This window comes from Micromonospora sp. BRA006-A, from assembly GCF_033433935.1.
Classification (GTDB): domain Bacteria; phylum Actinomycetota; class Actinomycetes; order Mycobacteriales; family Micromonosporaceae; genus Micromonospora; species Micromonospora aurantiaca.
In genome coordinates this window covers 5,843,417-5,855,901 of the sequence record NZ_JANCLW010000001.1, presented here as the reverse complement: position 1 = coordinate 5,855,901, position 12,485 = coordinate 5,843,417, and the positions used below count along the sequence as shown (strand labels likewise).

Below are 12,485 nucleotides of genomic sequence, written 5' to 3'. Positions count from 1 at the left end.
CGACACGACGCCGCGCCCCGGGGTTGCGGGGCGCGGCGTCGGGGGTCGTGGAACCGGTCAGGCGACCTTGCGCTGGTCCGGCACGGCGGTGTTGTGCGGGCGGCCGAGGCGTGCCTCCAGCCGGGCGATGTCCACCTTGGTCTGCCGGCGGTCGGCCAGGTCCTCCCAGCCGAGGGCGAGCAGCCGCAGCCGCTCGGACTCGCTGAACCCGCCCCAGACGCCGTACGGCTCGCGCACGGAGAGCGCGTGGGCGGCGCACTCGGCGCGTACCGGGCAGGCGCGGCAGACCGACTTGGCGCCGGTCTCGCGGCGCAGCCGGGAGGAGCCGCGCTCGCCGTCCGGGTGGAAGAACTGCGCGCTGTCGCGGCCACGGCAGGCTCCGAGCCGCTGCCAGTCCCAGAGCTCGTCGATCGGTCCAGGCAGCCTACGTACGTTCGACATCAGCACCCCTCCTCCCGCGCGGCACCGCGGAGAATGTTCGTTGCCAGCTACCGGGCGGCGGTCCGCGCGGGATGCCGGTTCCGGATGAACCCCTCGGTACCCGAGCGGTCCGCGCCTCACACATCTGTGATCGAAAACGTCGGACACTAGGCGGCATATGCCCCATCTGTCGGAAAAGTTCGGATGATTGCCCGGAACCCCCTCCCGACCCCACCTCCGCATGGTCTGCTCTGAGTCGGAGAGGAGACCACTGTGCGTAGTGTTCTTGTGTGCGTTCGGACACCATTGGCGGCCCAGCATCTGACCTCCGCGGCGGCGCGGCTCGGGCTGTCCGGCGTCGTCCGGACGGCCGTCTCCGATCCGGAGGTGATGTTGCGGCTCGCGGAGCGTCCGGTGGACGTGGTGCTCGCCGACACCGCGCTGACCCGCCCGGACAGCGCCGGCTTCGTCCGGCGGGTGCTGGCCCGCGCCCCGCAGGCGGCGGTGCTGCTGCTCGGCGCCGAGGAGTCGGAGTCGGCGGCGGCCACCATCAGCGCCGGAGCGCGGGGCCTGATCCAGAACGCGGACCACGACCTGACCAGCGCTGTGGCCAAGGCGCTGCTGCTGCTGTCCGCCCCCGGGCGGAGCAACAGGAACCGGGTGGCGGACACCGCCCGGGACGCGGCGGCGGTGGGCGGGCCGACCCGGCCGGCGGTGCCGGGGCGTACCCAGGGTGGGCCCGGCTGGCCGGCGACGGCCCCGGTGGACGCCGCGGGCCTGCCCACAGTGGTGCCCGTGCAGCGGGGTGAGGACCCGGACGACCCGGCGGCGGCCGACGGCGCGGAGGCGCCCCGGGCCGGTGCGGTCCAGCGACCGGCGCGGACGCCGCGCAGCGCGATCGGACTGACCGAGCGGGAGCTTCAGGTGCTGCTCGGCATGGCCGAGGGCAAGAGCAACGCGGAGATCGGGCGGGAGCTGTTCGTCTCCGAGGACACGGTCAAGACGCACGCCCGGCGGCTGTTCCGCAAGCTCGGCGCGCGCGACCGGGCGCACGCCGTCGCGGCCGGGTTCCGGGCGGGCCTGGTCGCCTGACTCGCCCGGCTGTCACTCCTGCGCGGAGTCGTCGGTGCCCTCGGTGAGCGTGTCGTGCACACCGTCGGCGTACCCGCGGGCGTAGTCCCAGCTCACGTAGTGGTCCGGGTCCGGGTCGTAGGCCGGCTCGTGCACCCGGGGACGCCCCGAGTTGAGCAGGTGGCGCAGGTTGCCGCGGAGCAGATCCCAGTCGAAGTAGTGCGGCTCGCGGCAGTCCTCGCACTCGATCACCAGGCCGCGTACGCCGATCGGCTGGAGCAACGCCTGGTAGATCTCCAGATCGGCGAGATCCTCCAGGACGTCCTGGCGCTCGACCTCGGTCAACGGGTCGAGCGCGTCGTCGTCGCCGGGATCGTGCAGGCCGGCAGCCGGATCGGCCGGGTCGCCGTTGAACGGGTCGATGGGCTCGTCGTGCACCCCCTCACCGTAGACCCCGAGCCGCCGGAAAGCCCGCCCCAGCCCGTGCTGTGGCCCGGCCTACCCTCGGGCCCGCCGCTGCCCGGGCCGGGGCGGGTAGGTGGGTACGATGAGGCGACGCGCCGTCACCCGGCGCCTGCCGGTGCCCCCGCGCGCCGCCTCGCTGCAGCCCGTTCGACCAGCTCAGGGGAGCAATCGTGGAGAATTCGCCCAGCACCGAGATCCCGGCCGGCGCCGACGGCGGGGAGCTGGGTGGCCATCTGCCCGAGCTGCCCGCGGGTTCGGCCCGCGTGGTGCCGCTCGGGCTGACCTTCGACGACGTCCTGCTGCAGCCGGGCGAGTCGGACGTCGTCCCCAGCCGCGTCAACACCCGCACCCGCCTCACCCGCAACATCGAGCTGACCGTGCCGCTGCTGTCCAGCGCGATGGACACGGTCACCGAGGCGCGGATGGCGATCGCCATGGCCCGCCAGGGCGGCATCGGCGTGCTGCACCGCAACCTCTCCGTCGAGGACCAGGCGCTCCAGGTCGACCTGGTGAAGCGTTCCGAGTCCGGCATGATCACCAACCCGGTGACCGCCAGCCCCGACGACACGCTGCGCGAGGTGGACGCGCTCTGCGGCCGCTACCGCATCTCCGGCGTGCCGGTGGTGGACGGGCAGGGCCAGTTGGTCGGCATCGTCACCAACCGCGACATGCGGTTCGTCTCCGACCCGGCCACGCCGGTCCGCGAGATCATGACCCGCACCCCGCTGATCACCGCCCCGGTCGGCGTGAGCAAGGACGACGCGCTCGGCCTGCTGCGCCAGCACAAGATCGAGAAGCTGCCGATCGTGGACGCGGGCGGCAAGCTGCGCGGCCTGATCACGGTCAAGGACTTCACCAAGAGCGAGCAGTACCCGAACGCCACCAAGGACGACGCGGGCCGGCTCCGGGTCGCCGCCGCGGTGGGCGTGGGCGAGGACGGCTACAAGCGGGCCCGTGCCCTGGTCGACGCCGGCGTGGACGTCGTCATCGTGGACACCGCGCACGGCCACCAGCGCGCCGTGCTGGAGATGGTCGCCCGGCTCAAGCGGGACGTCAGCATCGACATCGTGGGCGGCAACATCGCCACGTACGCGGGCGCGAAGGCGCTCGTCGAGGCCGGCGCGGACGGCGTCAAGGTGGGCGTCGGCCCGGGCGCCATCTGCACCACCCGGATCGTGGCCGGGGTCGGCGTACCGCAGATCACCGCGATCATGGAGGCGGCCCGTGCCGCCCGCCCGGCCGGCGTGCCGGTGATCGGCGACGGCGGCATTCAATACTCCGGCGACATCGCCAAGGCCCTGGTGGCCGGCGCCGACACGGTGATGCTCGGCAGCCTGCTCGCGGGCTGCGAGGAGAGCCCCGGTGAGCTGATCTTCATCAACGGCAAGCAGTACAAGGCGTACCGGGGGATGGGCTCGCTCGGCGCGATGCAGTCGCGCGGCCAGGGCAAGTCCTACTCCAAGGACCGCTACTTCCAGCAGGACGTGCTCGCCGAGGACAAGCTGGTCCCGGAGGGCGTCGAGGGTCAGGTGCCCTACCGGGGGCCGCTGTCCGCCGTCGCCCACCAGCTCACCGGTGGGCTGCGCGCCGCCATGGGGTACGTGGGCGCGGAGAGCATCCCGGAGCTGCACCGGCGTGGCCAGCTCATCCGGATCACCGCGGCCGGGCTCAAGGAGAGCCACCCGCACGACATCCAGATGACCGTCGAGGCGCCCAACTACCACTCCCGCTGACCCACCACCCCCAACCACCTGGAGTCCCTCATGCGTGACGTGGTCGAGATCGGGCTGGGCAAGACCGCGCAGCGCGGCTACCACCTGGACGACATCGCCATCGTGCCGAGCCGCCGCACCCGGGACGTCGACGACGTCTCCACCGCGTGGCAGCTCGACGCGTACCAGTTCGGCATCCCCTGCGTCGCGCACCCCTCCGACGCCACCATGAGCCCCGCCTCGGCGGTCCGGCTCGGCCAGCTCGGCGGCCTCGGCGTCCTGAACGTCGAGGGCCTGTGGACCCGGTACGAGAACCCGGCCAAGATCCTGGAGGAGCTGGCCGGTCTCGGTGAGGACGCGCGGGCTACCAAGCGCCTCCAGGAGGTCTACGCCGAGCCGATCCGCCCCGACCTGATCGCCGAGCGGGTCCGCGAGCTGCGCGAGGGCGGCGGCACGGTGGCGGTGCGGGTCTCCCCGCAGCACACCCTGGCGCTGGCCCCGGTGATCCTCGACGCCGGCGTGGACATCCTGGTCATCCAGGGCACGCTCGTCTCGGCCGAGCACGTCTCCACCACCGACGAGCCGCTGAACCTCAAGGAGTTCATCGCCGACCTCGACCTGCCTGTCGTCGTCGGCGGCTGCACCGACTACAAGACCGCGCTGCACCTGATGCGTACCGGCGCGGCCGGCGTGATCGTGGGCATCGGCGGCGACGACTGGTCGACCACCGAGTCGGTGCTCGGCATCCGGGTGCCGATGGCCACCGCCATCGCCGACGCCGCCGCCGCCCGCCGCGACTACCTGGACGAGACCGGCGGCCGGTACGTGCACCTGATCGCCGACGGTGACATGCAGACCTCCGGCGACGTCGCCAAGGCGCTCGGCTGCGGCGCGGACGCGGTGATGCTCGGGGAGCCGCTGTCGCTGTGCGAGGAGGCCCCGGCCGGCGGCGCCTGGTGGCACTCCGCGGCCAGCCACCCGTCGCTGCCCCGTGGCGCGTTCGAGGTGGCCGGCGAGCCGCTCGGCTCGATGGAGAAGCTGCTGTTCGGCCCGGCCGACGAGCCGGACGGCCAGCTCAACCTCTTCGGCGGTCTGCGCCGCGCGATGGCCAAGTGCGGCTACCGCGACCTCAAGGAGTTCCAGAAGGTCGGGCTCGTCCTCGACCGCTGAGCACCGCTGAGCACGGCATGACGGCGCGGGCGCGCGGCGCGGACCTGTTCCGGCCCCGCCCGCGCCGTCGCGCGTCTAGGCTCGCCGGGTGAGACGGGGGCGGGTCTGGGCGGCAGGGCTGGTGGCGGCGGCGCTCGCGCTGGGCGGCTGCACCGGCGGTGACGACGGCAACGGGTTCCGGCCGGGCGCGGCGGACGCCGGTGACCCGTACGTGCCGGGGGCCGGCAACGGCGGCTACGACGTGGGCCACTACGCGCTGGACGTGCGCTACGACCCGGCGAGCGACCGGCTCACCGGCACCGCCACGCTGACCGTCACCGCGACCCGGGCGCTGTCCCGGTTCCAGCTCGACCTGGCCGGGCTGGACGTCGAGCGGGTGCGGGTGGACGGCGCGGCGGCGAAGCACCGCCACGACGGCGCCGAGCTGATCGTCACGCCGCCGCGCGGCCTGCCGCCGGGAAAACGGTTCACCATCGACGTGACGTACGGCGGGGTGCCGCAGCCGCTGCCCAACGCCGAACTCGGCGACGGCGGCTTCCACGCCACACCTGACGGTGCGATAGCGCTCGGCCAGCCCGAGTCGGCGAGCACGTGGTATCCGGTGAACGACCACCCGTCGGACAAGGCCACCTACGACCTCGCGGTCACCGTGCCGGACGGGCTCGCCGCGCTGTCCAACGGCGTGCCGCAGGGCAAGACCGCAAGCGGCGGCTGGACCACCTGGCGCTGGTCCGAGCGCGCGCCGATGGCCAGCTACCTGAGCACGCTGGTGATCGGCGACTACCGGGTCAGCAGCGGCACCCACGCCGGTAAGCCGCTGGTCACCGCCGTCGCCGCGGCGCTGCCGCCGGACGGGCCGGCCGCCGCGTCGGTGGCCCGCACCGGCGAGATCGCCGACTTCCTGGCCGCGCGCTTCGGCCCGTACCCGTTCGAGGCGTACGGCGGCGTCGTGGTCGCCGACGAACGCATCCGGTACGCGCTGGAGACGCAGAGCCGGCCGGTCTACGGGCCGGCGTTCTTCCGCGACGGCCTGCCGAACACCGAGGTGGTCGCGCACGAGCTGGCCCACCAGTGGTTCGGCGACAGCGTCTCGGTGGCCCGGTGGAGCGACATCTGGCTCAACGAGGGCTTCGCCACGTACGCCGAATGGCTCTGGGCCGAGCACGACGGCGGGCGCACAGTGGCGCAGACAGTCGCCGAACGGTACGCGGACACCGACTGGTCGAAGCCCACAGTCGACCCGGGCCGGGCCGGGATGTTCGGCGACGCGGTCTACCAGCGGGGCGCGCTCGCGGTGCACGCGCTGCGCCGCGCGGTGGGCGACGAGACGTTCTACCGCGTGCTGCGCGGCTGGCTGGCGCAGCACCGCGACGGCAACGTCACCATCGCCGACTTCGTCGGGTACGCCGAACGCACGTCCGGACGTCCGCTGCGGGCGCTGCTGGACGCCTGGCTGGCCGGTGGCACGCCGCCGGGACTGCCGTGACGAACGCGTGACCGCGCCTGGGTAGGCTGCCGCGGTCGGAGCGGCCCGTGGGCGAGGCCGCCGAACGGGCCCCGGGAGGGATCGAGGCGATGACGCGGCGCGGCGCACGACGACGGATCGGCTTGCTGACCTGCGGCACGCTGCTTGTCGCGGGCTGCGGTTCGGCCGAGCCGGACCCCGGCCCGACGTCCCCGGCCGCCCCCACGCCGGCGGCCTCACGCAGCTTCGCGCCGGGCGCGGACGGCGCCGGTGACGCGTACTTCCCGAGCTACGGCAACGGCGGGTACGACGTCGCGCACTACACCGTGAAGGTGCGCTACGACCCGGAGACGGACAAGCTCAGCGGCACCACCACGCTGCGGGCCACCGCCACCGCCGACCTGTCCGCGTTCAACCTGGACCTGGCCGGGCTGACCGTCCGCTCGGTGACTGTGGACGGCACCGCCGCCCGGCACAGCCGCACCGAGGACGAGCTGGTGATCACCCCGGCGATCGGGCTGACCTCGGGCAACGGGTTCACCGCCGAGATCCGGTACGACGGCCGGCCGGAGCCGCTGCGTACCGAGTCGCTGGGCGAGGGCGGCTGGCTGCACACGGTCGACGGGGCGATCGCGCTCGGGCAGCCGGAGTCGGCGAGCACCTGGTTCCCGGTCAACGACCACCCGTCGGACAAGGCCACCTACGACATGGAGATCACCGTCCCGAAGGGACTCACGGCGGTCTCCAACGGCGTGCCGAAGGGGAAGACGACAAGCGGCGCCTGGACCACCTGGAAGTGGTCGGAGACCGCCCCGGCGGCCAGCTACCTGACCACAGTGGCGATCGGGAAGTTCCGGGTCACCACCGGGCAGCACAAGGGACGGCCGGTCTACAACGCGGTCACCACCCAGGTGGCGGAGGGCGCGCCGGACCGGTCCATCGCGCGCACGATCGAGGTCGCCGACTACCTGGAGAGCGTCTTCGGGCCGTACCCGTTCGACTCGTACGGCGGCGTGGTGATCGCCGACGAGCGGATCCGGTACGCGCTGGAGACGCAGAGCCGGCCGGTCTACTCGGCGAGCTTCTTCCGGCAGGGCGACAACACCGGCGTGGTCGCGCACGAGCTGGCCCACCAGTGGTACGGCAACAGCGTGTCGATCCAGCGCTGGCAGGACATCTGGCTCAACGAGGGGCTGGCCACGTACGCCGAGTGGCTGTGGGCCGAGCACATCGGCTCGACCACGGTGCAGCGCGCGTTCGAGCAGAATTACGCGAACGCCGGCGGTCAGGTGTGGCGTACGCCGCCGGGCAAGCCGGGCGTGGCGAACCTGTTCGGCAGCTCGGTCTACGACCGGGGCGGGATGACTGTGCACGCGCTGCGGGTGGCGGTGGGCGACACCGCGTTCTTCACGATCCTGCGCACCTGGGCCGCGGAGCGGAAGAACGGCAACGCCACCACCGCCGACTTCGTGGCGCTGGCCGAGCGGATATCCGGCAAGAAGCTGGCGAAGGTCTTCGACCCGTGGCTGTACGGCACCGAGCGCCCGCCCGCCCCCAAGCCCTTGTAGGGGGTCAGTTCTTGACCCGCAGCGCCGGGTGGGCGGCCAGGAACGCGTCGGCCCGCCCGCCGCGCAGCGCGGTGAGGAAGTCGCGGCCGAGCGGCTTGAGCTGCTCACCCCGGTAGGTGCCGCCGCTGCTCACCCCGGCGCCGGGCAGCACGACGAGCGTGAGCCGGTCGGCCGGCAGGCCACCCAGGACGTACGCGTAGTCGATCAGCTTCCGGCCGCCCCCGGCGTACACCAGGGTCTTGCCCAGCGCGGCCACCACCTGCTCGACCCGCTGCGGGTCGCGGGCCGTGCCCTGGTCGAGGATCTTGCGGGCCAGCGCCCGGAGCAGTTGCTGCTGGTGCCGCTGCCGGGTGTAGTCGCCGCCCGCGGTGTAGCGCTGCCGCGCGTAGTCCAGCGCCTGCCAGCCGGTCAGGTGCCGGGTGCCCTTCTGGTAGACCATCTGCGGCCCGACGTACCCGCCGCCGGTCAGCGTCCGCATGGTGCCGTCCGGGCGGCGGTGCCGGGACTCGACCCGCTGGTCCACGTAGAGGTCGACCCCGCCGAGCGTGTCCACCAGCTTGTCGAAGCCACCGAACGTGATCACCGCCCCGGCGTCGATGCGCAGCCCGGTGTAGCGGGAGACGGTGGTGCGCAGCAGCTCGTACCCCTGGGCGGTGCTGGGGTTGCGCTTGTCGCCCGGCACCCGGCTGCCGTAGCTCATCGCGTGGGTGAGCTTGGTCCGGCCGCCCGGGTAGTGGGCCTTCGGGTAGGCGGGGATGTCCACGACCAGGTCGCGGGGGAGCGAGAACAGGTACGCCCGGTCCAGCCCGGCCGGCACGTGCAGCAGCAGCACCGCGTCGGCGTGCGGCTCCCAGCCGGGGATGCTGACCCGGGTGTCCACGCCGACGAGCAGCAGGTTGAGCGGGCCCTTCAGGTCGGCGCCGGGCGGGGGTGTCGGGCTGGCGGTGGTCGGGGCGGGCGTCGGTGAGGCCGGCGGCGGCGCGGTGCTCGGGCCGGCGACCGGGGCGGCCGGGCGGTTCGCCACCAGCCGGGTGGTCACCACCGCTCCGGTGGCCACCAGCAGCGCCGCCACCAGTGCGGCCAGGCCCAGCAGGCGTCGTCTCGTCACGTTCGTTCCTCCCCGTGGTGTTCGACGCGCCGGGAGCCGCCGGAGGTTGCAGCGGTGGGAATCCCGGCGAATCGAGCGCTCTGCATGATCTGCGAAAAACACTCGCTGGCGCCATAGCTACCGGTCGGTAATGATGCGTTCATGCGTTACGACGTGCTCGTCATCGGTTCGGGCTTCGGCGGCAGCGTCACCGCGCTCCGGCTGGCCGAGAAGGGCTACACGGTGGGCGTCCTGGAGGCGGGGCGGCGCTTCGCCGACGACGAGTTCCCGCGTACGTCCTGGCGGGCGCGACGGTTCCTCTGGGCGCCCCGGCTCGGCTGCTTCGGGCTCCAGCGGATCACGCTGCTGCGCTCGGCCGACCGCAAGGCCGGCGGCGGCGTGCTGGTGCTCTCCGGCGCCGGGGTGGGCGGCGGGTCGCTCGTCTACGCGAACACGCTCTACGAGCCGCTCGACGCGTTCTACGCCGACCCGCAGTGGCGGGACATCACCGACTGGCGCGACGAGCTGGCCCGCCACTACGACCAGGCGAAACGGATGCTCGGCGTCACCACGTACCCGATCGACACCCGCGCGGACCAGGCCGTCCGCGCGGTGGCCGAGCGGATGGGGGTGGCGCACACCTACCACCCGACGCCGGTCGGGGTGCACATCGGGCGGCCCGGCGAGCGGGTGGCCGACCCGTACTTCGGCGGGGCCGGGCCGGACCGCACCGGGTGCAGCCACTGCGGATCGTGCATGACCGGCTGCCGGCACGGCGCCAAGAACACGCTCGTGAAGAACTACCTCTGGCTGGCCGAGCGCCTCGGCGTGCAGGTGCACCCGCTGACCACCGTGACCGCCGTCCGCCCCGACCCGGCCGGCGGCTACGCGGTGCACACCGAACGCACCGGCGCCTGGCTGCGCAAGCGGCGCGAGGTGATCCACGCCGACCAGGTGGTCTTCGCGGCCGGCGCGCTCGGCACCCAGCGGCTGCTGCACGAGATGAAGGCGACCGGCGCGCTGCCGGCGCTCTCGCCCCGGCTGGGCGAGCTGACCCGCACCAACTCCGAGGCCATCCTCGGCGCCTCGGTGGCGCCCGGCGCGGCCCGGAAGCGCGGCCTCGACTTCACCGAGGGGGTGGCGATCACCAGCTCGTTCCACCCCGACCCGCAGACCCACATCGAGCCGGTCCGCTACGGCAAGGGCTCCAACGCGATGGGCCTGCTCCAGTCGCTGCTCGTCGACGGCGGTCCCCGCCGGGCCCGGCGCTGGCTGGGCAGCATCGTCCGGCAACCCGTGCTGGCGGCGCGGATGCTGTCGGTGCGCCGGTGGTCCGAGCGCACCGTGATCGCGCTCGTCATGCAGTCGGTCGACAACTCGCTGACCACCCGCTACCGCCGGGGGCGGCTGGTCTCCGGCCCCGGCCACGGCGCGCCCAACCCGACCTGGATCCCGGCCGGCAACACCGCGGCCCGGCTGCTCGCCGAGGAGATCGGCGGCACCCCGGGCGGGGCGGTGACCGAGCCGTTCAACATCCCGGTGACCGCGCACATCCTCGGCGGCGCGGTCATCGGCGCCACCCCGGACGAGGGCGTGATCGACCCCTGGCACCGGGTGTACGGCCACCCGGGGCTGCACGTGGTGGACGGCGCGGCGGTCTCGGCGAACCTGGGCGTCAACCCGTCGCTGACGATCAGCGCGCAGGCCGAGCGGGCCATGTCGTACTGGCCGAACAAGGACGAGGCGGACCCGCGTCCGGCGCTCGGGTCGGCGTACACCCGGGTCGCGCCGGTCCCGCCGCGGCGCCCTGCCGTCCCCGCGCACGCCCCCGCCGCCCTGCGGTGAAAGGAAGGGCCCCTTATTAACGCCTCCGGTAGCGCAAGGGGCCCTTGTTAACACATTCACCCCGCCACACCGCCGGGGCGCGTCCGGCGGCCCGGTGACTGTCGGTAGGCTTTGCGCACATGAGCACGCCTCGCCCCGTCCTCGTGGTGGACTTCGGAGCCCAGTACGCCCAGCTCATCGCGCGCCGTGTCCGCGAGGCGAAGGTCTACTCGGAGATCGTCCCGCATTCCATGCCGGTGTCCGAGATGCTGGCGAAGAACCCGGCCGCGATCATCCTGTCCGGCGGCCCGTCCAGCGTCTACGCTCCGGGTGCCCCGCAGATCGACGCCGGCATGTTCGAGACCGGCGTACCGGTCTTCGGCATCTGCTACGGCTTCCAGGCCATGGCCCAGGCGCTCGGCGGCACCGTCGCGCGCACCGGCAACCGCGAGTACGGCGGCACCCCGCTGCGCCCGCGCCTGACCGAGCCCGGCGTGCTGCTGCGCGACCTGCCGGCCGACCTGCCGGTCTGGATGAGCCACGGCGACTGCGTCACCGAGGCCCCGGACGGCTTCACCGTCACCGCCGAGTCGGCGGGTGCCCCGGTCGCCGCGTTCGAGGACCTGGCGGGACGCCGCGCCGGCGTGCAGTTCCACCCCGAGGTCGGGCACACCGCGCACGGCCAGGAGATGCTCACCCGCTTCCTGTACGACATCGCCGGCATCGCGCCCACCTGGACGCCCTCGAACATCATCGACGAGCAGGTCGCCCGGATCCGCGAGCAGGTGGGCGACAAGGAGGTCATCTGCGGCCTCTCCGGCGGCGTCGACTCGGCGGTCGCCGCGGCGCTCGTGCACCGCGCCGTGGGCGACCAGCTCACCTGCGTGTTCGTGGACCACGGTCTGCTGCGGGCCGGCGAGGCCGAGCAGGTCGAGAAGGACTACGTCGCGGCGACCGGCATCAAGCTCAAGGTGGTCGACGCGCGGGAGCGGTTCCTCGGCGCGCTCGCCGGGGTGACGGACCCGGAGCAGAAGCGCAAGATCATCGGCCGGGAGTTCATCCGCGTCTTCGAGGCCGCCGCGCGGGAGATCGCCGCGCACGGCGACGTGGAATTCCTCGTGCAGGGCACGCTCTACCCGGACGTGGTCGAGTCCGGCGGCGGCACCGGCACCGCCAACATCAAGAGCCACCACAACGTCGGTGGCCTGCCCGAGGACCTGAAGTTCTCCCTGGTCGAGCCGCTGCGCACGCTGTTCAAGGACGAGGTCCGCACGATCGGCCTGGAGCTGGGACTGCCCGAGGCGATGGTGTGGCGGCACCCGTTCCCCGGCCCGGGCCTGGCCATCCGGATCATCGGCGCGGTCGACGAGGAGCGCCTCGCCGTGCTCCGCAAGGCCGACCTGATCGCCCGGCAGGAGCTGACCGCTGCCGGTCTGGACCGGGGCGTCTGGCAGTTCCCGGTGGTGCTGCTGGCCGACGTCCGCAGCGTCGGGGTGCAGGGCGACGGGCGCACCTACGGTCACCCGGTGGTGCTGCGCCCGGTCTCCAGCGAGGACGCGATGACCGCCGACTGGTCCCGGCTGCCCTACGACGTGGTGGCCCGGATCTCCACCCGGATCACCAACGAGGTCGCCGAGGTCAACCGCGTGGTCCTGGACGTCACCAGCAAGCCGCCGGGCACCATCGAGTGGGAGTGACGCGGC

At 73.3% G+C, this 12,485-nt stretch carries 10 protein-coding genes; 7 read left to right on the top strand and 3 right to left on the bottom strand.

Translation table 11 applies throughout. The features are described from left to right. Positions 1 to 57 precede the first annotated feature (57 nt). Positions 58 to 441, bottom strand: coding sequence for a WhiB family transcriptional regulator (locus NMK34_RS26645; protein WP_194801376.1), 384 nt, complete (start codon positions 439 to 441; stop codon positions 58 to 60). A 252-nt stretch (positions 442 to 693) separates the two neighbouring features. Here NMK34_RS26645 and NMK34_RS26640 point away from each other — a divergent pair, with 252 nt between their 5' ends. Continuing rightward, positions 694 to 1,512 (top strand): response regulator transcription factor, encoded by an 819-nt coding sequence (locus NMK34_RS26640; RefSeq protein ID WP_318335672.1) that lies wholly within the window; start codon positions 694 to 696, stop codon positions 1,510 to 1,512. Positions 1,513 to 1,524: 12 nt separating this feature from the next. On the opposite strand, the gene NMK34_RS26635 is transcribed toward NMK34_RS26640, so the two are convergent. Then, positions 1,525 to 1,929: a DUF5319 domain-containing protein gene (locus NMK34_RS26635; protein WP_194801374.1), complete on the bottom strand. Its 405-nt coding sequence runs from the start codon at positions 1,927 to 1,929 to the stop codon at positions 1,525 to 1,527. Between the two features lie 197 nt (positions 1,930 to 2,126). Here NMK34_RS26635 and guaB point away from each other — a divergent pair, with 197 nt between their 5' ends. The 4 genes from guaB to NMK34_RS26615 all read left to right on the top strand — a co-directional run bounded on the left by guaB (position 2,127) and on the right by NMK34_RS26615 (position 7,871). Further along, positions 2,127 to 3,689 (top strand): IMP dehydrogenase, encoded by a 1,563-nt coding sequence (gene guaB, locus NMK34_RS26630; protein WP_318335671.1) that lies wholly within the window; start codon positions 2,127 to 2,129, stop codon positions 3,687 to 3,689. A 30-nt stretch (positions 3,690 to 3,719) separates the two neighbouring features. Continuing rightward, a complete protein-coding gene (locus tag NMK34_RS26625) occupies positions 3,720 to 4,838 on the top strand; it encodes a GuaB3 family IMP dehydrogenase-related protein (protein WP_318335670.1) in 1,119 nt (372 codons plus the stop codon). An 88-nt stretch (positions 4,839 to 4,926) separates the two neighbouring features. Continuing rightward, the gene (locus NMK34_RS26620; RefSeq protein ID WP_412098923.1) at positions 4,927 to 6,324 is read left to right on the top strand and encodes a M1 family metallopeptidase; all 1,398 of its coding nucleotides are present in this window, start codon (positions 4,927 to 4,929) and stop codon (positions 6,322 to 6,324) included. Positions 6,325 to 6,413: 89 nt separating this feature from the next. Continuing rightward, positions 6,414 to 7,871: a M1 family metallopeptidase gene (locus NMK34_RS26615; protein ID WP_318335669.1), complete on the top strand. Its 1,458-nt coding sequence runs from the start codon at positions 6,414 to 6,416 to the stop codon at positions 7,869 to 7,871. A 4-nt stretch (positions 7,872 to 7,875) separates the two neighbouring features. Here the strand turns inward: NMK34_RS26615 and NMK34_RS26610 are convergent, their stop codons facing one another. Continuing rightward, positions 7,876 to 8,979: an LCP family protein gene (locus NMK34_RS26610; protein ID WP_318335668.1), complete on the bottom strand. Its 1,104-nt coding sequence runs from the start codon at positions 8,977 to 8,979 to the stop codon at positions 7,876 to 7,878. 141 nt (positions 8,980 to 9,120) lie between these two features. Between NMK34_RS26610 and NMK34_RS26605 the strand changes: the two genes are divergently transcribed. Further along, positions 9,121 to 10,803, top strand: coding sequence for a GMC family oxidoreductase (locus NMK34_RS26605; RefSeq protein WP_318335667.1), 1,683 nt, complete (start codon positions 9,121 to 9,123; stop codon positions 10,801 to 10,803). A gap of 119 nt (positions 10,804 to 10,922) precedes the next feature. After that, on the top strand, positions 10,923 to 12,479 hold the full coding sequence (guaA, locus tag NMK34_RS26600) for a glutamine-hydrolyzing GMP synthase (protein WP_318335666.1): 1,557 nt from the start codon (positions 10,923 to 10,925) through the stop codon (positions 12,477 to 12,479). The last annotated feature ends 6 nt before the right edge of the window (positions 12,480 to 12,485 follow it).

Bases quoted from the DNA above. Each gene is read 5' to 3' on its own strand.
- NMK34_RS26615 (WP_318335669.1), top strand. From the start codon at position 6,414: ATGACGCGGCGCGGCGCACGACGACGGATCGGCTTGCTGACCTGCGGC.
- guaA (WP_318335666.1), top strand. From the start codon at position 10,923: ATGAGCACGCCTCGCCCCGTCCTCGTGGTGGACTTCGGAGCCCAGTAC.
- NMK34_RS26645 (WP_194801376.1), bottom strand. From the start codon at position 441: ATGTCGAACGTACGTAGGCTGCCTGGACCGATCGACGAGCTCTGGGAC.
- NMK34_RS26605 (WP_318335667.1), top strand. From the start codon at position 9,121: ATGCGTTACGACGTGCTCGTCATCGGTTCGGGCTTCGGCGGCAGCGTC.
- NMK34_RS26625 (WP_318335670.1), top strand. From the start codon at position 3,720: ATGCGTGACGTGGTCGAGATCGGGCTGGGCAAGACCGCGCAGCGCGGC.